Annotated in this window: 19 protein-coding genes and 2 CRISPR repeat arrays; of the genes, 18 read left to right on the top strand and 1 reads right to left on the bottom strand. The window is 42.2% G+C overall.

The window, feature by feature from the left end; translation table 11 throughout:
- The first annotated feature begins 5 nt into the window (after positions 1–5).
- The 18 genes from CFT61_RS06820 (at position 6) to CFT61_RS06740 (ending at position 20232) form a co-directional block, all read left to right on the top strand.
- Positions 6–1331 carry an RAMP superfamily CRISPR-associated protein gene (locus CFT61_RS06820; RefSeq protein ID WP_176425527.1) on the top strand — a complete coding sequence of 442 codons (1326 nt, stop codon included), beginning with the start codon at positions 6–8 and terminating at the stop codon, positions 1329–1331.
- A 2-nt stretch (positions 1332–1333) separates the two neighbouring features.
- Positions 1334–1732, top strand: coding sequence for a TIGR04423 family type III CRISPR-associated protein (locus CFT61_RS06815; protein WP_089543705.1), 399 nt, complete (start codon positions 1334–1336; stop codon positions 1730–1732).
- Between the two features lie 15 nt (positions 1733–1747).
- Entirely contained in the window at positions 1748–4012 is a 2265-nt protein-coding gene (locus tag CFT61_RS06810) for a TIGR03986 family type III CRISPR-associated RAMP protein (RefSeq protein ID WP_089543704.1), read from the top strand.
- 192 nt (positions 4013–4204) lie between these two features.
- Positions 4205–5906: a CRISPR direct-repeat array (repeat unit 37 nt; unit sequence GTCTTAATCCTTGTTGTAGTGGACGATGGTCTCGTAC).
- A 461-nt stretch (positions 5907–6367) separates the two neighbouring features.
- Positions 6368–7345 carry a CRISPR-associated endonuclease Cas1 gene (gene cas1, locus CFT61_RS06805; RefSeq protein WP_089543703.1) on the top strand — a complete coding sequence of 326 codons (978 nt, stop codon included), beginning with the start codon at positions 6368–6370 and terminating at the stop codon, positions 7343–7345.
- Position 7346: 1 nt separating this feature from the next.
- The gene (locus CFT61_RS06800) at positions 7347–8393 is read left to right on the top strand and encodes a CRISPR-associated primase-polymerase type B (RefSeq protein ID WP_089543702.1); all 1047 of its coding nucleotides are present in this window, start codon (positions 7347–7349) and stop codon (positions 8391–8393) included.
- The gene (gene cas2 / locus CFT61_RS06795) at positions 8390–8854 is read left to right on the top strand and encodes a CRISPR-associated endonuclease Cas2 (protein ID WP_089543701.1); all 465 of its coding nucleotides are present in this window, start codon (positions 8390–8392) and stop codon (positions 8852–8854) included. The genes CFT61_RS06800 and cas2 overlap by 4 nt, the downstream gene beginning before the upstream one ends.
- Before the next feature lie 154 nt (positions 8855–9008).
- The gene (locus CFT61_RS06790; RefSeq protein WP_089543700.1) at positions 9009–9317 is read left to right on the top strand and encodes a hypothetical protein; all 309 of its coding nucleotides are present in this window, start codon (positions 9009–9011) and stop codon (positions 9315–9317) included.
- Between the two features lie 179 nt (positions 9318–9496).
- On the top strand, positions 9497–9736 hold the full coding sequence (locus tag CFT61_RS06785; protein WP_089543699.1) for a hypothetical protein: 240 nt from the start codon (positions 9497–9499) through the stop codon (positions 9734–9736).
- Between the two features lie 278 nt (positions 9737–10014).
- Positions 10015–10959: an RNA-binding domain-containing protein gene (locus CFT61_RS06780; protein ID WP_176425526.1), complete on the top strand. Its 945-nt coding sequence runs from the start codon at positions 10015–10017 to the stop codon at positions 10957–10959.
- A 308-nt stretch (positions 10960–11267) separates the two neighbouring features.
- Complete coding sequence (locus tag CFT61_RS06775; RefSeq protein ID WP_089543697.1) at positions 11268–11741, top strand: hypothetical protein; 474 nt, start codon at positions 11268–11270, stop codon at positions 11739–11741.
- A 23-nt stretch (positions 11742–11764) separates the two neighbouring features.
- Positions 11765–12895: a hypothetical protein gene (locus CFT61_RS06770; RefSeq protein WP_142990581.1), complete on the top strand. Its 1131-nt coding sequence runs from the start codon at positions 11765–11767 to the stop codon at positions 12893–12895.
- Positions 12896–12931: 36 nt separating this feature from the next.
- Positions 12932–13582 (top strand): murein L,D-transpeptidase catalytic domain-containing protein, encoded by a 651-nt coding sequence (locus CFT61_RS06765; protein WP_089543695.1) that lies wholly within the window; start codon positions 12932–12934, stop codon positions 13580–13582.
- Between the two features lie 12 nt (positions 13583–13594).
- The gene (locus CFT61_RS06760; protein ID WP_089543694.1) at positions 13595–14290 is read left to right on the top strand and encodes a hypothetical protein; all 696 of its coding nucleotides are present in this window, start codon (positions 13595–13597) and stop codon (positions 14288–14290) included.
- Positions 14291–14971: 681 nt separating this feature from the next.
- A CRISPR array of direct repeats spans positions 14972–16332; the repeat unit is 37 nt; unit sequence GTCTTAATCCTTGTTGTAGTGGACGATGGTCTCGTAC.
- 402 nt (positions 16333–16734) lie between these two features.
- Complete coding sequence (locus tag CFT61_RS06755) at positions 16735–17592, top strand: hypothetical protein (protein WP_142990580.1); 858 nt, start codon at positions 16735–16737, stop codon at positions 17590–17592.
- 467 nt (positions 17593–18059) lie between these two features.
- Positions 18060–18455, top strand: a complete 396-nt coding sequence (locus tag CFT61_RS06750; RefSeq protein WP_089543692.1) for a DUF6717 family protein — start codon at positions 18060–18062, stop codon at positions 18453–18455.
- An 86-nt stretch (positions 18456–18541) separates the two neighbouring features.
- Positions 18542–18724 carry a hypothetical protein gene (locus CFT61_RS16905; RefSeq protein WP_176425525.1) on the top strand — a complete coding sequence of 61 codons (183 nt, stop codon included), beginning with the start codon at positions 18542–18544 and terminating at the stop codon, positions 18722–18724.
- An 8-nt stretch (positions 18725–18732) separates the two neighbouring features.
- A complete protein-coding gene (locus tag CFT61_RS17410; protein ID WP_367379332.1) occupies positions 18733–19596 on the top strand; it encodes an A1S_2505 family phage non-structural protein in 864 nt (287 codons plus the stop codon).
- A 60-nt stretch (positions 19597–19656) separates the two neighbouring features.
- Positions 19657–20232: a hypothetical protein gene (locus tag CFT61_RS06740; RefSeq protein ID WP_142990579.1), complete on the top strand. Its 576-nt coding sequence runs from the start codon at positions 19657–19659 to the stop codon at positions 20230–20232.
- Positions 20233–20423: 191 nt separating this feature from the next.
- Here the strand turns inward: CFT61_RS06740 and CFT61_RS06735 are convergent, their stop codons facing one another.
- Positions 20424–22388 carry a hypothetical protein gene (locus CFT61_RS06735; RefSeq protein WP_089543690.1) on the bottom strand — a complete coding sequence of 655 codons (1965 nt, stop codon included), beginning with the start codon at positions 22386–22388 and terminating at the stop codon, positions 20424–20426.
- Positions 22389–22390 lie beyond the last annotated feature (2 nt).

The following is a 22390-nucleotide window of genomic DNA, read 5'->3' as shown; positions in this document are numbered from 1 at the left end:
TGCAGATGACAAAATATAAATACCGCATGATCGCGCGCATCACCCTGGAGGCAACATCACCTCTGGCAGTGGGCAGCGGCGAGAAGGACATCATTACGGATGCACCCGTGACTAGAGACGTGAATGACCTGCCATATATCCCGGGCACATCACTCATGGGCATCATCCGTCACAGCATGAAAGACCTGAAGGAGAGTGACTCCATCTTCGGATACCAGAAAGGAGATAAGGGAGAAGGCTCCAAGGTCCTCATATCCGATGCACTGCTCCTGGGCAGCAACCAGAAGGCCATGGACGGTCTGAAAGACATAGAGCAGGATGAGTATATCAAGGCTTTTGAGGTGCTGCCTATCCGCCAGCATGTAAGAATCACGGAAAAGGGTACAGGCGCAGACCATGGCAAGTTCGACGAGCAGGTTGTGTATAAAGGTACCCGATTCATCTTCGAGATGGAACTTCTCTCAGAAACGAAAGATGACGAGAATATGCAAAACATTCTGAACACCATCTCCTCTCCTACCTTCAGAGTCGGCAGCGGAACGAGAAACGGCTTCGGAAGCATGAAGGTCGTGAGCTTGAAGTACGCAAGCTATGACCTGACCCAGGAAAAGGACCTCGATGCCTACCTGAAAAAGTCATCATCGCTGGAAGAGGACTGGAATGAGGCCATCGAGAAGATGCCAAGCGAACTGCAGGGGGCTGACTGGATCAAATATACCCTCACCCTCAAGCCATTGAACTTCTTCCTGTTCTCATCAGGATTCGGAGACGAAGAGGCCGATATGACACCCGTCAAGGAAAACTATGTGGACTGGTCAACCGGCAAGCCAGAAATCAAGGAAGCCAAGAGCCTGATACCGGCAACATCCGTCAAAGGAGCCATTTCACATCGTACAGCCTACCACTGGAACCGCCTCACGAAGCATTTCGTGGACAACGCAGAAGCTATCGCAAGCGACAGAAACAAGGCATGCCTGGATATCTTCGGCACCACGCTGGACGAAGGAGACATCCAACCATCCAGAGGAAAGGCCATCTTCTCAGATGTCTTCATTGAGAACACGGATTCAAAGATTCTTCCTCACATCAGGGTAGATAAGTTTACCGGTGGAGTGATGGACGGCGCCCTGTTCAAGGAAAAGGTAAGCACTGCGGAAAACCAGGAACTCGTGGAAGAAATCTGGGTTGAAAAGGAAGCCCTTCAAGACGAAGATGTCAGAAAGGCATTCGAGAAAGCCCTCCAGGACATCTGCGACGGCCTCCTGCCACTGGGCGGTGGTACCAACAGAGGAAATGGTATATTCATCGGAACACTTAACATACAAGAGTAAGCATGGAACATCAGATAAAAAATGCAAAATATGAAGGCTACCTCTGGCAAAGCGACCAGAGCAAGCCAAGAATCATAGGAGAAGGAGAACCTCTTTCTCTTACCCTCACAGACGGCGAGAATCCTTTCGTCGTAGAGGGACTGCTGTGGAACCCGGAAGAAAACACTTCTATCCAGATCCGTTATGTGGATGGAAATTACTTCGTAACAACATACGAGGTAAAGCAGGAAGAACTGGCTGACTCAGCCACCATGACTCCGGTTACCTACCTGCCACACCGTCTTCCAGGCGTGAAGGCACTAAAGTTCCTGCGCCAGTGGGAAGAGGTGAAGGATGAGCTGTGTGAAAACATGCCTACCCTTCAGCTCAAGGCAAACATATTCGTTGGATTTGAAAAATAATGGAGGAACTGCAAAATGAAAATTACAGCACCCTATAATTTCGTGCCACTCAATGAAAAGGTATTCTACCCTTCCTGGAGTGAGCAGGTAACTCAGGACTTACCATTCTCAGACTCAGAGGATGGAGTGATCGAGGTGAAACTCAAGAACGTATCTCCTCTCTTCACACGCGACGGTGCACTAGAGAAGCACTCTGCTCATATCATGGGGAAGGACGGAAAACGCCACTACTTCATCCCAGGCACCACCATCAAGGGAATGTTGCGCGAAATCGTGGAAATCATGTCCTTCGGCAAGATGCAGGAGGACAAGGACTTCCAGAACAGATGGTTTGGCTATCGTGATGTGGCCAACAGAATGAATAAGGCTAAAAGCACCGAATACCTGAAAAAGGTAAATAATGCCATACCAGGCTGGCTCTCAAAGGAAGGTGAGAGATATTTCTTCACCCCATGTGACGGACAACTGGAAAAAATCCATAGCATTGAAGTGGGCTTGAATTTCCCAGGCTATAACCCGAATGGCTCTATTTGGGAAACCAATGTTTCCGTAGGCTCGGATTCCAACCATTATCCTACCTATCCTGAGAGAGAAAAAGACGGAATAAGCTACCGAATCGTCTGCACAGGACTCATGCAAGGCAAGAAACATGAATTGCTATTCCCTTCTGACAGAGGTGACAGCATCCCTTTAAGCGAGGAAACCATCAGAGCCTTCAAGAGTATCTATGAAGGTACTCCAGATTTCGCCAAGGAAAAAGAAGGAAAAGGCTGCTTTCTGATGGCTCTTGAAAAGGGTTATGAAATACCGGTATTCTATCTCAAGATGCCAAATGGCCAGGAGATTCTCGGTATGTCCAGAATGTTCAAACTCCCATTCAGAAACAATGTACGCCAACAGGTAGAAATCCTGCAAAAGGCCGACAAGACCAGACACGACCTGGGAGAAACCCTGTTCGGATACACAGGAGACGACAACCTGAAGGGAAGAGTACAAATCAGTCATGCCTTCATGGAGGGAACAGTAGAGGACTCTGAGCTTATAGAGACAAAGGGAATTCTGGGAACTCCTAAGGCCTCCTACTATCCTCTGTATCTGAAGCAACAGCATTCACCATACAAGACCTATGATGAAAACGAGGGTATCGCAGGAAGAAAGCTATATAGAATCCATTCTGAGGGAACCACCACCCAGCTTCCACAAGGTGAAAACAAGAATGTGGGAACAACATTCAAGGCCCTTCCTGCCGGACAAACCTTTACTCTCAGAATCTCCTTACACAACACAAGAGAAGCTGAGATTGGAGCTATTTTGACAGCCCTTACTTTCAATATGAGTCCAGAGGTGTTCTTCAACCTGGGTATGGCCAAGGCTTTTGGCTTCGGCAAATGCCACATCGATAAGGAAGACATCACCCTTCGCGGCTTTAGCCAAGACATGAACTACTATATGCAGCGCTTTGAGGAAATGATGTCGGTGTTCACTTATGAGAATTACCAGCAATTGTGGGCACAAACCGAAAGCATCACCCAACTCGTCAATATCCTCAGTGAACATACAGACGAAGAAGTCAGAATGATGGAGATGAAAGAGTATGGAGACAGCAAGTTCGAGAAGAAGAATCCTTTCAACAAGATCCAGGAAAAAGGTACACCAATCCACTCATGGCTATCTGATGAAGACAAGGATAAAATCAGAGACCTTGCACTCAAGGCTAAAGGTGAAAGAGCAGAAAAAGAAGCCCGTAGATCACTCTCTGAGAAATTTGCACAAGCCAAGAGCTGTACAGAAGCCAAGGAATACCAAGAGGCTAAGAAAATCTATAACGACATCATGGACGAACTCCTCAAAAAAGGAATCAACATCCAGGAAGAACGTAAAATCGTTGCCGATATAGAGGAAAAGATTGCCGAACAGGAAGAAGCGAAAAAGCAACAAGCAGCAAAAGCTGCCCAGGATGCTATAGAAGAAGAACTTAAAGCTGGTCTTGGCACCACTCTTGACAAACTCGCAGGTGATGGCATTAGCTATAGCATCAAAGAATTCAAGGTATGTTTCCAGAAGGTGGAGAAATGGCTAAAACTCTCCGAGGCATCACAGCTCAATGAATCTGACTGCAACGACCTCTACAACACCTCAACCCGCTTGCTACAGGAACCATCCAAGAAGGAAGTGAAGGAACTTGCCAAGCCATTTGACAAGAGTGGTATCTGGAAAAAGCTGTCAGGTTTCCTGGGCGAAGACAAGGCTAAGGAACTCTATGATTCCTACCAGAAGTAAGAACGTGAAGAACCCGCTTTAGGAAATAAAACAAGACAAGAGAGGCCCAAACAGGCCTGAACTGAATATAAGAATATCGCATTATTAAAATCAATCCCATACCAAGGCAACAACCTTGATATGGGATTTTTTCATGCAACGATTAACCTACCTATGAACCAATATTATCTATGAATAACTCATAAATAATTGATTCCAATCCTTGTTGTAGTGGAAGATGGTCTCGTACACTACCATTGCGGCGCCAGATGGACTACTTGGTACGGGTCTTAATCCTTATTGTAGTGGAAGATGGTCTCGTATCCTACTCCTAATGATGAGCTTCACACATACGCTCGGTCTTAATCCTTGTTGAAGTGGAAGACGGTCTCGTACTATCGAAGAGGTAGCGTGTGATGAACAGAATGATTTGTCTTAATCCTTGTAGTAGTGGAAGAAGGTCTCGTACAGACCTTGGTCCATTGAAGAGGATGAGATCATTTTGTCTTAATCCTTGTTGTAGTGGAAGATGGTCTCGTACAGGACATCACCGATGATATGGGTGCAGCACATGACCGTCTTAATCCTTATTGTAGTGGAAGATGGTCTCGTACGGAGCTTGGGGTGAAACTATAGACTTGGAGACAGGTGTCTTAATCCTTGTTGTAATGGAAGATGGTCTCGTACTATCCATCCAGATGGTGAAGCTCTCGGTATCAGTGAGTCTTAATCCTTGTTGTAGTGGACGATGGTCTCGTACAGAGAATGGATTTATGTATGAATGCCGCCATTTGTGTCTTAATCCTTGTTGTAGTGGACGATGGTCTCGTACCTATTAGTAATACTGATCTTACAGGTAATATGAAAGTCTTAATCCTTGTTGTAATGGAAGATGGTCTCGTACATTGAGACTTTGACTCAGTACGGTAACGCCAAACGGTCTTAATCCTTGTTGTAATGGAAGATGGTCTCGTACAGGCACAAATGAATGTATCACGCATTGATGTGAGTCTTAATCCTTGTTGTAATGGAAGATGGTCTCGTACATGATTGCCGGCAATTTTGCCACAGTTTTCGCGGGTGTCTTAATCCTTGTTGTAATGGAAGATGGTCTCGTACAGGTTAATTCATGGCTCCCAGTAGTAATGCTCCAAATGTCTTAATCCTTGTTGTAATGGAAGATGGTCTCGTACTGGTTAAACCGAGTTTAGCAGGTTACTCTTTTAAGTCTTAATCCTTGTTGTAATGGAAGATGGTCTCGTACCGTGCAGACAGCTAATGGTTCAAACAATATGAACCGTCTTAATCCTTGTTGTAATGGAAGATGGTCTCGTACCGGTGAGGTTGCCGAAATCGCAATAAATGACAATGGTGTCTTAATCCTTGTTGTAATGGAAGATGGTCTCGTACATGTGGTAGTTAATGGCGGTGAGAAAGAGGCAAGAAGTCTTAATCCTTGTTGTAGTGGACGATGGTCTCGTACGTATGAAAGATTTTAAAATGACAGCAGAGAGCTTGAAGTCTTAATCCTTGTTGTAGTGGACGATGGTCTCGTACAACTAATATATGTGATACATTAGAAAAAGAGAAGTCTTAATCCTTGTTGTAGTGGACGATGGTCTCGTACTATGAAAGATTTTAAAGCAACTACAAAGCAGTTGGAGTCTTAATCCTTGTTGTAGTGGACGATGGTCTCGTACATGAGTCAAAGAATTGTATCAAAATAGAAGAACAGTCTTAATCCTTGTTGTAGTGGACGATGGTCTCGTACATACACAGAAGTACCAAACAGATTGAAAAGCACACGTCTTAATCCTTGTTGTAGTGGACGATGGTCTCGTACCTATTCAGTATTTTCCAAAGCGTAAAGCTGATGAGGTCTTAATCCTTGTTGTAGTGGACGATGGTCTCGTACTCGACCTTATAAGACTATTCTGATTATCAATAAGTTAAAGAACTCTACTAAACAATTATTCACTTTTCTTAACCGAAAATTAACTTTTCCTTAGCGGGTGCAAAGGTACGACTATTTTTCGAGATATGCAAGCCAATTAATCTTAAATATTCTACCATTTTTAGCTCAAAAAATTTAGTTCTATTAACTATTTTAGGAAACAGAAACCCAAAGGCAAACGACAGGTCCCCCACAAAAAACATGATTCAGCACTAACAAACATCAAAGGAGATAAATTCTGCATCTCAACTATCACCCCAATACCTGTATTTAAGATTCTAAAGAAGAGAAGAAAAATACCTTATATATAATAAGGTATAGAAATCATACCCAACTATCAAAATCCAGAAAATTGAGCCAGTGAAATATAATTTCAAAATCCCTCCCTACCTTTGCACTCAGAAATTTAAAACCATGAGCCTATGGAAATCGTATTAAATTCATACGGTGCTAAACTTAGCATCAACAATGGAGCTTTCATGCTCAACAATTCAACAGGAAGCCATCGCATACCTGTTAAAGACGTGGATTCCATCTTAGTAGCCAAGAGTGCCGTACTCACCTCCGACGCCTTGATACTTGCCATTGAAAATGACATCAGGGTCACGCTAATCGACAAAGGTGGCAACGTAATGGGCTGCGTATGGAGCCACAAATATGGTTCTATCTCCACCATCAGAAAAGGACAGCTGATATTCACGGCATCACAGGATGCAGTGGAATGGATCAAAAAGGTTATCATCCAAAAGATGCAAAACCAACTGGCCCTGCTCCTCATGCTGCAGGTAGATACAGGAAAGAAGGAACTCATCGTACAGGAAGCTTGCAACAAAATCAGCAAACTCATCGCAAAGGTAGATGCCCTAGAAGGATTCACGGTAAGAGAAATCGCCAATAACCTCAGAGCCTATGAAGGCAATGCATCCAAGGAATACTTCCGGGCATTGAATCAATTCATACCCGAGAAATACCGGTTCAAGGAACGCTCACAACATCCGGCTATAGATGTTGCCAACGCCATGCTCAACTATGGCTACGGCATTCTGTATGGAAAGATAGAGAATACGCTCATACGCTGCGGCATAGATCCCTATATAGGCATTCTCCACCGGGACGAGTATGGAAGACCCGTACTTTCCTATGACGTGATAGAACTCTACAGGGTATGGATAGACTATATAGTGTATTCACTGCTGGCCCAGAACATCATAACAGAGGACTACTACTCCACAGATGAAAGAGGAGCAGTATGGCTCGAATCCCTGGGAAGAAGAGTCATCATCCAATCAGTCAATGACTACCTGGCAGAGAATGAATCCATCAAGGGAATGACCAGAAGCAGAGAAACCCATATATTTCTCTATATACAAAAATTCGCACAACAATTAAAACATTATTAGTATGAAAGAGCAGACTGTATCATTGGGAACCAAGATCGTGGCTGCCAATGAAAAATTGACATCTATCAACATGATAGACCTATTCAAGATGATTGCTCACCCAGAGCCATCACTCAGAAATCAGACAGAAGTCCTGCGCAGTATCCAGCGCATGGACAGTGCCAAATACAACCTGATGAAAAAATCACTCCCCTACTTTGTCTGCGCCCACTTTGACTCAGACTACAGAAGAAAGGAAAACTTCTCATCAGTATCATCATTTGTCCTGGACATAGACCATGTGGACGAGAAGAGCATCCAGCTGGATGAGCTGAAAGCCAAGCTGACCAAAGACGAGCGCATCGCCATGATGTTCACTTCTCCAAGCGGATACGGCTTGAAGCTCATCTTCCTGCTCAATAAACCATGCACGGATGAAAACATCTATTCATCATTCTACAAGCAGTTCGCATGGGAATTCGCCAAGGAGCATCAGCTGGAAACATTCATTGACCTCAAGACCAATGATGTGACCAGAGCCTGCTTCATTGCTGCAGATGATGATGCCACACTCAACCTGACAGCCATGCCTGTCTGCTGGGAGAACTACGTGAATCTGGAGAGCGTGGATCTGTTCATCAAGGAAGACAAGATGCCAAGCATCAGCCAAGAAAAGCAAGTGCAGGACCTGCAACCTGTAGAAAAGACTCATGACCCGGACCAGGAAACCATGGACAGAATCAAGGAAAGGCTCGAACTCTATAAAAGAAAGAAACTTCCTCAGGAAATTCGCCCCGTGTATGTTCCCCAGGAAATCACCAATATAGTCACCGACTTGAAGCAATCCATAGAGGAAACCGGAGTGGAACTGTATGATACCAGAAACATACAGTATGGTATCAAGCTCATGTTCCGCACCCGTCAGCTGAAAGCAGAAATCAACCTGTTCTTCGGGCACAAGGGATACTCGGTGGTAGAATCTCCCAAGAGAGGAACCTCCATGCAACTCAATGGCATGATGGCGCAACTGGTAAATGACTACGTACAAACTCTGACATATACCTCATGAAAGGAAACCATCTCATAGAAACCAGACTGATTGGCCAAGCCGGTTTAGCCGGCACAGGCTCCATCGGTAGAGTAACGGGGAACTTAGACGAGCTCCCCACCCTACCGGAAAGAATCAGACAGATACTGAACATCATCTCTTCAGCAGAAAGGAAACCAGGATATATGATATGCTTCATCATGTACGACATCACCAGCAACAAGGTCAGAACATTGATTGCAAAATTCCTACTGAAAAAAGGATGTATAAGGATCCAGAAGTCCATCTTCATGGCAGACATGCCATCTGATGAAGTGCAAGACATAGCCCAAAAACTAACAGAGATTCAAAAAATGTATGACAACAACGACAGCATTCTGATTGTCCCTTTGTCTGAGGACTATGCCAGAGCCATGAAGATCATTGGTCAGGATGTAGATATCGACCTTATCCTGCATTCCAAAAACACCCTGTTTTTCTAGGCTTAAACACAAAATCAAGGAAAAATGAGCCAGTGAAATATCATTTCACGATGTTCAAGTACCTTTGCACCCGAAATAAAACGAAAGCTATTTCTCCCCACTTCTGTAGGAGGATAGCAATGTATAAATATAAAGTAATAAAAACAAGAGAACAATGAAATTCATCAACTTAACACCCCACACCATCACCCTGAATGATGGCACAAGCTTCCCTACGGAAGGAAATGCAAGAGTAGCAGATACCTATACCGAGTTCAACGCAAGCGGTGTCTGCAAGGTCAAACACGGAGAGATCGAAAATCTCCCGGAACCAGAAGCCAACACCACCTTCATCGTATCGGCCATGGTACTCGCAGCAGCAAAGGAAAAAGGCAGAGAAGATGTGGTAGCCCCTGCTACCGGACACCCAGAGTGCAAAAGAGAAAACGGCTTCATCGTCTCTGTCCCTGGATTCGTCCACTAGACAATGCCACAGGCGCATATAATAAGGTATGGGAGACCCTCTCAACTGACAAAATCAAGGAAAATTGAGTCAGTGAAATATAGTTTCACCGAGTTTCCATACCTTTGCACACAGAAAACCAAAGCCGCTATGGTTAAGTAAGTTAGCGACATTAGAGATAATAATAAATTTCAAGCATTATGACAATTTTCTGTATTATCATCGGGATCATCATCCTACTGGATGTATTGACATTCCTGGTAAAAGCTACCGGCAATGCAAGTAACTTCATGTGGTACCTCTGCCGCCCACTCTGGGGTATCCTCGGCAATGGAGTGTATCAGAACATCTCCATGTTCATCGGTCTCCTCATCCGCTTGGCAGAAGCCGTCGTACTCACACACATCGTAGAAAACCTCTTCAGACAGTTAGTAGCATGAGCAAAGTCACCATTCCAAGCAGGGCTTCCTACCAGGTTAGGAACCCTGCATCAGAAGAAAGACCCTTCCTAGAAGCAGACTGGGCCCCAATCAATGCCCATCAGGTATATCAAGCCTTGAAAAGAATGCAATGCAGAAATCACCAGGCAACATCAGCCTATAAATGCAAAGGTTTGGGAGCCCCATACAAGACAAGCCAGCAACAGGAAAACTGGCTAGGAGCAATCATCAATCATTTCAATCAAAATATAAATATTCAATTAAAACATATCAAGACTATGTGCAAATTCAACAAATTCAATGGTAAAGTTACCAACTACTACAGCAACATGTATGTCATCGAAGTAGATGACAAGACTATCTACATCCCATTCAGCGTGATGCATAAATTCCCGGCATTTCCACAATCCATGATGGAAGATGGTCACCTCAAGATCGGCGTAACAGTCATCATGGTGAAAAAAGACGAGAAGACATACTACCCTGACCATGAAACCTACGGAGTCAACAACAATCAGGAACATAAGCTGAACATCGATGGTACTTACCTGCTCAAGGATACAAAAACGTATAAGCAGTCCAACAGCCTTCCAGAACTGATGGCTCAACTCAGCACACAGCTGCCTTCACTTCAAGAGGACCTGAGATTGGAAACGCTGAAAGTAATCTCAGCTATCAACATGACAGAGGAGCAAAAGGTAGAGAAACTTACATCCATGGTAGACTTCCCATTGGACTTCTTAGAGTCACAGACCCTGGAAAAGAAGGCAAGCCTGTTCTATGCACCGGGCAATACCAAGGATGACAGAGCACAACTCAAGGAGATCGTAGAGTCAATCGTTGCCATGTGCAATAGCGAGGAACAGAAACAATGCCAACTCATCGTAGGAGTGAACGACAAGACCAACAAGACTTGCAAACTCCAGGATGAAATCGCCGCCAACTATCCACAGATGGCCAACCTCGACCAGTTCCAGAATACCCTGCTGGTTCCATTCATCAAGTCATACACCTACGACAATGCCCTGCTCATGTCATCCCTCAAATACAACTGGTACAACTACAATGGTGACCTAATCCTCATCATAGACATCAACTACCACGGAGATCCTATCATCTGCAAAGGTGGCAGACTCCCCTACCGATGCGACTCCGCCAAAATGATTGCAGAAGGAGTGGACCTGGTAAACATGGTCAAAAAGCTGACAAGAAATGCCGCATAACATCTAAGGAGGACTGCCCAAGTAAAGGCAGCCCTCTGATAATCTGATGAAAAAGAAGATTCCAGAAAAGATCATTTGGAAAAGAAGATGGCAAAACAGATGGAGAAGCCTTTGTGACAAATGGTACATCAGAAATCGATTGTACCATCAGTTCATACACAGAAACAGGCATTTGATACAATCCACAGATAAAAAGTACCAAGGCATGCATATTTATGTCTACTTTTGCACTCAAGAAATCCCTTATTATAAAAGGTGAATATTGAACTTTAATATGAATTTGAACATAAAATAACTGAAACATGAAAATGCTATATGATTTAGTGGCAGGCATCATTTCTATGATTGCCAAAAACCTGGGAGTTTCATATGCTACTGCCAATGTGGCATGGAGCTTATACCTACAGGGACTGGTGTGTATCCTATCCTGCCTCTTGCTTCTCATTCCCATGAGGAAGAGATACAAGCAATTCGGTCTGGATGTGTTCACCATATCAGGAACAGTTTCCATTCTTGGCTATACATATCTGATCTTCTCCAACTGGTTCAATTTCATCAGCCCATTCATTGGACTTAGCTTTCAGACACAACATAAAGCACTCATCAACTATACAAAGATGACGGGGATGCAATGGCACATGAGTTACCAGAGTGTTTATCTCATCCTCTTTGTCTTCCTGGGAGTGGCACTAATAGGAATGAACTTTATTCTGCTTGTATGGTTCAACCGACTAGCCAAGAAGACCAGCAATGAACTGATAAGTTTTCCTGTATCGAAATAACCCAACATACAAAAGAAGAATATATGACTAAGAAATGTATTATATCTGTATTGCTCGTGGTGGCTTGGGCATTCTTTGCCTCTCTGTTTTACAAGACCATCATGCTGATGCTGCTCTTCCTTGTATGGAAGAAGCACATCTTTGAGATGCTCCCACCATGGGCAAAGAAATGGGGAATACGTCCCTATTGGATGCTCTTCTTCGTATGCCTGTGGATGGCAATGCCCCGCTATCTCATCGATTCAAGTGACAGGGTGAAACTCGTTTATCTTGATAAGAATGGGGATACTAAGCATCCACCGCTTACCCAGTATCTCATCAACACCTTGATTCCAGAGGAAGAGATTGTGAACTTTGGCATTAGAAACCTGATGATTGCCCGACCTGTAATCAGCATGATGGGCGTTGGCGGTACTCTTATTGCACAAGCCAATCAGGATATTGCCAATGGTAAGATTCATAACTTCTTTACTCCGTATGACAACCTGGGAAAGGATAACCCGATGTCTGGCATCTATGTACAGGCTTTCAATGAGGCTTTCGAAACCAATGACAGGGCTGTGTATATCTGCGAACCTAAGGGAGATGAGAATGTAAGATGGAGCAAGGAGAACGGATTCAAATATCCGCTGGTGGTATTCTGTCATGGATACTTGGGCAACTGGCAACTCTATCAGGGTATCTGGAAGGACCTGGACAACTGCATCGTGCTGAGCATCGGTACTCGCAGCATGAGTGGCATCTTCACAAATCGTGATATCAATGAGATTTTCAGCTATTACATACCTTCCCTGGAGCGAATGGGCTATCACATCGACCATCGCCAGATTCATCTGATGGGGCTTTCAAATGGAGGTAGTGCGATAGTGGCAACCATGCACTCATCACATGCCAAGGATTTCAAGAGTTTGACATCTATCTCCTGTAATCTTGGAGGATTGAGGAAGGTGCCATGTAGAATCAATCTGATTGGTGGCGGTCAGGATCATTCTTCACGTTTGATGCCAAGTCAGGCAAGCAGACTCAGCAAGATGGGAGTCCATACAGGGCTGTACTTTGTTCCAGAAGAAAACCATTATGTCTTGGTAAACAGGCGAAATGAGATTATCGAGTTTCTTAAGCAGCAGATGAATCTGACATGCGTCAGGGAATAGAAATTTCTATATCTTTAGATTACACATCAGTTGATCATGAAGAAGTTTTTTATCATATTGGGAATACTGACTCTGCTTGTCATCGGTGTCCTTTTCGTACCACCTATTTATAAAAGGTTCACGAAACCGTTTTTAAAGAATACGGTGGATGCTAAAGAGTGGTATCATCAGGTGGATTGTGAGAACCTGACGCAAGTAAGAGATTATTGCGACAGACGAGGATACAGTACGGATTACTATATCCTGGTGGATTTCTCCAAACCATCTGGCAAGAAGAGGTTCTTTATCTATGACTTGCAGCGTGGCAAAAGAGTAATGAGCAGCTATTGCATGCACGGAAGCGGTAAAGGCAATACGGTTGCTCAACCAAAGTTCAGTAATAACCTTGGAAGTGGATGTACGAGTCTTGGAAGATATGTCATGATAGGAAAGGGGGGAATGAAGTTCAAGAACTGCGTTCGCCTTCGAGGGCTCGACAAAAGCAATTATCTGGCAGAAGCCCGTGGTATCCTGATCCATTCTGCTGGCAAGGTGACAAGATTCTCCGGTGAGAAGGAGTATATTCCGCTGGGAACAGAGAGCCGTGGCTGCTTTACTGTATCAAGGAGCTGCGTGGAGAAAGTGATGCAGATATACAAGGAATCTTCTAGGAGAAGACCGGTATTGATTTATGCAAAATACAAATAAAAAGAATATTCTATGAAGAAGTTATTGCTGTTTATAGCTGGAATCTCAATCCTGTTTTTAGCAGGTTGTTCCAATGGAAATCAGAGCCATGGCAATGAAATCATGGGAGACAGCCTCCCTGCTGATCCTCCATTGGGTTATGTCATAGAGTTAAAGCCTTTGGGAAATTTCTCACATCAGGAGGCAGAACAGTTGAGAGAAGAACTCGTGAAGCAATTGGGTATCATTCTCTATACGAAACCAAAGGCTTGGGTGGAGGCATCTGTATTTGTTGGAGACAAGAAAGAAATACCTGCCTCATGTCTCTACAAACCAAGAAACAGGTATTGGGCTGGGGGAATCCTGAAAATGTTGCATGAAGAGCATGGAGGTAATGATGAAATCGTAACGATAGGTTTGACGCATCGAGACATCTCTACTTCTATTCATGGACAATACAACTATGGAATCATGGGATTGAGTTTCCGGCCAGGTGACGCCTGTGTGGTTTCAACCTTCCGATTGAAACGAAAGGATGACTTATGGAAAGTAACAATCCATGAATTCCTGCATTCTCGTGGCTTGCCGCATTGCAAGAAGAATGCCCCGAAGTGCCTGATGCAGGATGCTCATAGCAAGAATACTTTCTACATGAAAAACGGATTGTGCCAAGATTGCCAAAACTCTTTGAAAAGCATCATTGACAATCTAAATGAGAATGCAGACTAACCCATCTTTTTGCTTATAATTTTGTCGCAGGTGTTTAGTAATAACTATACAGAACCCAGAATTCAAAGTAAACTATCATCACTCTATATTCAACTATCTAAGAACTGAAAAGGTCTATTCTTAGGGTATGCCCCATTTAGGTGTACCCTAAAGAATGGACTGCTCAAAAGCAAACATATCAAAAAAATCCCACTTAATCAACCCACTCCATATCCATTTAAAACCACAACCAAGTGAAAAATAAAGAACCTTTGGCCAGATGTAAGAGTATGAACACAACACCTAGTTAGTTGAGAAGTAACTCAACTCTTTCCCAAACCAAAGGAAGAAAGGCTGATATATAAGCAACAAGGTTAGTACTCGTTTGTCACTATGAAATATATCCTACATTTAGTCGTACATACTCGGGAGCAACCTTTCTTAAATGCAGTTGGCACTTCTCAGTCAGCCCAATTCCGACCAATATCCAACTACCATACAAAACATTGGCGGTAAAAATGAGAACGTCTATGCTCCTCTATCCAACGTTTTTGGTTTATAACAATTGATCAATGCATTTAACAGAAATACACCATCAATAATAAAAAACATAGGTACTATCAAACAGAGATTATCCCTTATTGTAGTGGAAGATGGTCTCGAACCTATGAGCTTGCGCAATGCGATGACAATCACCAATCGGTCTTAATCCTTGTTGTAGTGGACGATGGTCTCGTACGTAGTTGCCGTAATGGCTAACGTCACCATAGAGGGGTCTTAATCCTTGTTGTAGTGGAAGAAGGTCTAGTACGTACAGAAGTCATCTGCACAAGCGGCAAATGCTTTGTCTTAATCCTTGTTGTAGTGGAAGATGGTCTCGTACCTGCATCTGCTGACATCACGATAGAAGCTTGGATGCAAGGGTCTTAATCCTTATTGTAGTGGAAGATGGTCTCGTATAGTATGAAAGATTTTAAAGCAAGTGCAACAGAGTTGTCTTAATCCTTGTTGTAGTGGAAGATGGTCTCGTACAGACTGGTGAGTTTGTTGAAGGTGTTACCAACGAGTTGTCTTAATCCTTATTGTAGTGGAAGATGGTCTCGTACCTGATGATGTTGCATTTACTCTTATGGCTACTGACCCGTCTTAATCCTTATTGTAGTGGAAGATGGTCTCGTACAGACTGGTGAGTTTGTTGAAGGTGTTACCAACGAGTTGTCTTAATCCTTATTGTAGTGGAAGATGGTCTCGTACCTGATGATGTTGCATTTACTCTTATGGCTACTGACCCGTCTTAATCCTTATTGTAGTGGAAGATGGTCTCGTACGACAAGGCTAAAGATTCCATAATATATGAACAAGTAGTGTCTTAATCCTTATTGTAGTGGAAGATGGTCTCGTACACACTAGAGGAATGGTTAGTAATGTGCGTTTCACAAGTCTTAATCCTTATTGTAGTGGAAGATGGTCTCGTACACAGCATTGATTTGCCATACTCTAAAGAGTTGGGTAGGTCTTAATCCTTATTGTAGTGGAAGATGGTCTCGTACCAGAATAAAATTTGTTGAACCCTTTAAAATTTTAGAAGTCTTAATCCTTATTGTAGTGGAAGATGGTCTCGTACTTATCAAGAAGTAAACTCTTAAAGAGGGATTTCCAGTCTTAATCCTTATTGTAGTGGACGATGGTCTCGTACATTAAAACATTAGATTATGGAAAAGATTATTTCAAGTTTTAATCCTTGTTGTAGTGGACGATGGTCTCGTACATGCTAACAAAGCAGATGGTGCAATCAAGATGGGTTTGTCTTAATCCTTGTTGTAGTGGACGATGGTCTCGTACATTTAATAAAATACACTATGATTAAAGATTTTGATAAGGTCTTAATCCTTGTTGTAGTGGACGATGGTCTCGTACAGCCTTTTAGGCTTGGAGAAGATGTACAAGGCTGAGTCTTAATCCTTGTTGTAGTGGACGATGGTCTCGTACTTATTCATTTTTAAATCATTGGAGTTATGAAGTCAATGTCTTAATCCTTGTTGTAGTGGACGATGGTCTCGTACTCGGCCTTATAAGACTATTCTGATTATCAATAAGTTAAAGAACTCAGCTAAACAATTTTTTACCTTTCTTAACCGAAAATTAACTTTTCCTTAGCGGGTGCAAAGTTACTACTATTTTTCGAGATATGCAAGCCAATTATTCTTAAATATTTAGCCATTTCCAACCAAAAAATTTAACTCTATTAACTATCTGCATCCATCGCAATAGAAGCGAATTCAACAATAAACAGGGTAAAATGAAGGAAAATGCATGATTCATGCATATAATAGGTAGAGAAAGTATACCAAAATGACAAAAAACAAGAAAAATGAGCCAGTGAAATATCATTTCACTATATACTCTTACCTTTGCACCCAGAAAACCAAAGCACCTATGGTTAAAGTTAGGAGCACATTAAAATTATGAGAGTAATGGAAATTGAGATTAAGAACATTTTAACTAGCTGGGAATCATCCTTATTACGCTACGGAAAGATTGACAGCTGGAACTATTCAGAGAATCTAACAACATTGGGACGATATCTGCGAGCCAATGAGAGTACATTAGAAGAGCACTACCTGATCAAGTACATCAGAGACAGCATCATCGGAGTGAACTTCAACGTCAAGAGCGTACTCAATGCCATCCAAAAACTCATGAACATGGAAGCAGCAAAAGAGAAAGACCTCACAACCATGCTAGTGAAAATGGATGGAAACAGAGTTGTCCTGAATGGCCAGGATGTTCGCTTCAAGAAGGAGACCGAGAAAATCTTCAAGGAGAAGCTCAAGTTCAAGAAAGGAATGCTGCTCCGTAACTTCGACATTGAGACGGAAGCTCCACATGACTCCAAAAAGGTAAGACGCATCGTGGAGAAGAGAATGTGCCAGGCCTATCACCGGATGCACAAGAAGGATGAAGGCTACAAAACCAGTAACAGGGAGAAATACTGGATGGACAGAGCCACTGCCTTCCAACTGTACAACATCGGACAGAAGGAAAAGGCAAGAAACACAAGAAGAGGCGAATCCACCCACTGGAAATGGAAGAAAGATCCTATCACCCATGAATTAGTCCTCAAGAAGAAAATGGGGTACAAAAACGAAGAATCTGCACAAAAGGCTATAGCCCAATGGAAGATCAACCACCCATATGATTCCAGGGAGATAACAGCCTACAAATGCAACTACTGCAACAAGTGGCATATCGGGCACAGATCAAAGTTCCTGAATCATCCGGCTATAGACAGCATGATTCCTCAAATGCAGGCTTGTTGCTAAGCCATTGAAAAAGAACAAAGAGAAATATATGGAATCGTCTTGCCAGCTTTGCTGATGTAACTGGAATCTATGGCTATAGCCATCTTCCAAGTTCACCAAAAAGGTCTTGGCAAGTGATACAAAAAGTTTGAGCTAACCAATGCATTCGACTTTTTCAAGCCGAATGCGTTGCAATAGGTCTGCTCTACATACGAGCAAAACCACTCTATTGGGGAGAAATTTATCTTCTTGGAATCACCATGAATAAAATTTTCACCTCAAAGAGTATTTTCTCGAAACTTTTTGTTAACTTTGCAACAGAATAAACAACTACATCGTTAAAGATGTCCATATATAGATCAAGCACAGTATTCATATATACTGTAGATGCTGTAATTTACAAAGTTACAGAACCTATACGACTTGACCAACTCTTAATATAAATAATTAATAATCGATTAATTACAAACAAAACAAAGAATAAGAGAATGAACTATTTTAAATTGTTTGCCACTTTAGTAAAGGCTATGGTGAAGTCTTTGAGCACACGTCAGTATGTTCTTACTTTCGAAAAAGAAAGTGATAACCTATGGTATATTAAAATGCCTTGGGCTGGACATCATCATAACTTGCAGATGGTAGCAGGAGCTAACCATCTGTTGGAGACTTTCAAGTCTAGATTGGTCACAGTACGTGTATCTTACGAACAGAAAGAATCTACAGATATCTGTCTTACCAGACAATACTACAGAATCTTTGGTGGTGCTACATACAAGGTTTCCAATTTAGAGGGATTCACAAAGGAGGTTTGGATTTGCCCGGTTACATTGTTCGTACTTGGTAAATATCCAAAACGAATTTATGTCTCTAACTCTCAGAAGTAACGTCGTTCATAAACAAGAGAGAATAGTCTACCCTGTTTACCTTTCAGGGGATAGTGGTATTAATAGATAACTAAAAGATAATAAAAATGAGTAAGGAAGTAAAGATTTCAGTTATCAAGTTTGAAATGGTCAACGGTAAGAAGACCTATAAGTCGTTTACCTTTAAGTTAAATCCAAAGGAAATGGCAAAGTTCAAGACCGAGGCAACGGTGAAAAAGAAGGTGGCAGAATACGTGGCGTATATAAGCCTTCTGAACTTCAGAACTTAAAATACGACATGAAAGAGTTCCTGGAGGAATGGAAGAAGATGGTTCCTGTGGTGGAAGCAGAAGAGCTTGCTAAACTGGATAAGTCGCCTAATAATCCAGAAACTCGCGTTACCCCTCATCTCATCAGCCGTCTTGCCGCCGGTGAAATCTTTGTATTCGGCTCCAACGCCATGGGACATCATGATGGTGGTGCGGCAAAGACTGCCCTGGAGAAGTTCGGTGCCATCAGAGGTCAGGGACATGGTTTGCAGGGAATGAGTTACGCCATCGATTCAATGAGTGGTTTGGAAGCCATGAAAAAGGATGTGGATGATTTCATTGAGTTTGCCAAGAATCATCCTGACAAGACTTTCTTTGTGACATTGATTGGTTGCGGTATCGCCGGATATTCTCCAGAAGAAATGGCTCCTCTGTTTGAAAGATGCTACGATCTTGAGAATGTGTGCCTTCCTTCTGAGTTCTGGGACATCATCGGATGGCCAAAGGTTCAGCAGCCACACTATGATCTCTTGCGTTTCCTGGATGCTCAGGAGTTTGCCTATAACCAGGCTTTGAGAGAACTGAAGGAAGGACGAAAGCAAAGCCATTGGATATGGTATATCTTCCCACAGCAGAAAGGACTTGGTCATAGCTACAACGCAAACTACTATGGTTTGGATGGCGAGGGTGAAGCCAGAGCCTATATTGAACATGAGATTCTGGGTGACAGACTCCGTGAATGCTGCAAGGCGCTCCTGCTCCACAAGGGTAAGGACATCGAATACATCATGGGAAGCGGAGTTGACGTGATGAAGCTCAACACCTCTATGAATCTCTTCAATAGAGTGAGTCCGAATGATGTGTTTGAGGAAGTATTGGATGCATTCTTTTAAAACCATTTTTCAGAAAGATAGCAGAGTTATTGGAAAAGAACAATAAATGAAACGATGCATATGGAAACTATTATTTCAACGATTGTGATTGTAGCTTGTATCTACTTCTTTTCTCGAAGAAAAGCAAAAGCTACAGAACAAGAGACAGACGGCTGTACGCAATCTGAGGATTCCGCAGACATGCAGCAAGAAGAAAAGCAGGAAGAACCTCCACACACCAGGGATTTGTGCATAGAGCTACTGAAACAGTTAAACTGTGAGGTATCTGTTGAAGAAGAGGACGAAAACCGCTTATATTTTGAGTATCATGGAGAACATTTCATCATTGATGCCACCAACGAGAGTTTCTTCATTAATATTTGGGATCCAAAGTGGTATATTGTTCCATTGGATGATCTAGAACAAATGTCTAATGTACGTAAGGCAATTAACACAATCAACAACTATAGTGGAACAACCATTGTTTACTGCATAGAGGAAGAAGAACAGAAATTTGTTCTCCATTCCAAACGCCAATGTATACTACCCAAAAATTTGCCCAACGTGAAAGAACACCTAAGTGCTCTACTGAATGATTTTTTTACTGTCAAACTATGGTTAAGTGAACAAATTGGCATGCAAAATAAAGAAAATTGACACTTCTTGTCTTAGATACAGCAGTTTTTTAATCCCACATGGGATGAAAATACGAACTGATGTGATAGTACTGGAAATCAATACCATACTACCCCCTCTTTTTACTTGTAATTCTGTCGCAGGCAGTTTATCACCCATACAGAAGCTAACCAGCATATTCCTGCAACCATTTGATTGCAGGAATATAATGGTTAGAGGGCATGATCCACCAAAACATACGCATGCCTCTCCACGTCATATTTAAACCGATGCCTTGCATCCAGTCTCATGCTGCCTTCCATGGACGATTTCGTCGAATTCGGGAAAAACACCTTTACTTGCTGATAAATGTCGCTAAGCGGCAATGGTTTGCCAGCAAGAGACAATACCTCATAAATCTTGTCTACCATCGTTCCCCAATAGATATGCTCCCAAGACGCCAACCCATAGTAGCCTGACAGTCCAACGGATTTTACCCCCTCCATTTTATTCAAATAAACGCGGATGGTATTAACGGTAAGATGACGATAAGCAGGACACCTTCTATGAAAAATGTCTCTCATTTCCTCCGCTCTCATAGGTTTGCCTCTTTCTTTCAAAATCTCCAACAGCTCAGAAGTAACGGAAACTTTGTTTCTCTCAGCCACGAAGCCACCTTCATCATCCACTTCCAAACCAAAGGTCTCCAACATCAGATAAGTAAAGAAAGATAGAAAATGCTCTTTACCACCTAATTTCTGAACATCCAGCTCCTTTAAAAACATACTTGCCTGATAATGTTCATCTGTGAAACGATTGATAGCCAGCAGTTCTTTCATTTTAGTAACTAGCTTAGCTATTTCATCAGTATCAAAAAGACTTGCATTCACCAATATGAATCTGTTTTTAGATTCGAACTTTCTAAACTGCTTGTTTGAAGGATAGCCAGGGTTCCTCAAAAATATAAGTTCCATCAACCCAATGGCATCCGTCTGCAAACGCTCCTTTTCCAAGATACTTCTGCAAATTGGCGAAAAGAATCCTATGAACGGCATTTCATACAAAAAGTCATAACATTTCCAATGTTCATCCAGTATAATTGGGTCAGTACTCTTCACCATTGGGTGGGAAAGATAATTTTTAAGTATATACGGCGTTATATGATATTCTTCCCTCAACTCCTGAGAAGTTTTTCTTTTTCTACCGATTCCTCTATATTCTAAGGAAACTTTCCTTCCTTCATTCCACATTCCAAACTGCAGATAATCCGAAAAAAGAGTGAACATCGGATAATAACCATTTACCTGATGAAAATCTGTAACAAAGGATACGCTTTTATCCGACATGAAAGGAAACAATCCAATAGTACATTGACCTGAATGTTCAAAGTCCAAAGATGTATATGCATCTACGAAATGTGTAAGCAAAGAAAAAGAGTAATAAGAATTCAAGGGATGATTAAGCTTAAATTCTATATCATAACAGAACTCTTTGTCTAGGCTCCGAGTAGAGTATATTTCTGATAAACCTAATTCATACGTCAACCTATCCTCTATGAAAGGATGAAACGGGATAAAGGCACTGGTACCAAAGAACTTTTCCATGACAGCATAATGCGATTCCAACAAGAGCCTGCTCTTATTAGAAAGATGGGAATAAAATATCATCCCTAAGACCTTACTACCCACTTGATAACGATACTGCATAGCACTATCTTTGACCGAATAATAAAAGTCATTGCGATCATCCAGAATCAAAGATTTCAAACAAACCAAATAGATATATAAGCATGAAGCAGCCTGAGGATAATTATTCACCATCTCCATCAAATTAGATTCATTTATACAAATAAGCTTCAGTATTTCTAACGAGGACGGGAATATTGCCTGAAATTCCTTGCCATCTTCGACATTCTCACATAAATGCGCATAACAGATATCCATCTTCTGTATGACCTCATCACTACAATATCGCTTTACCTCCAAGAGGGGATCTTGAGATTCAATAGCAGCAAAGACATGCTTCACATCATAGACAATCTTCTTTCCTATCCTTGGCATTGCAGACAACTTTTCCATTCCCATAGCCTTAATGTCTCCAACAGTAAATAAAGAAAGAGCTTCAAGCTTATGGTGAGTAAATGATGATATCAGCTTGTCATGTAACAATCGATGTATTGATGTATTAAAATTATACATAG

Origin of the sequence: Segatella copri (assembly GCF_002224675.1) — a bacterium.
Taxonomy (GTDB): Bacteria; Bacteroidota; Bacteroidia; order Bacteroidales; family Bacteroidaceae; genus Prevotella; species Prevotella copri_U.
The sequence above is the reverse complement of the archived record's forward strand: the minus strand, read 5'-3'. Positions and strand labels throughout refer to the sequence as shown.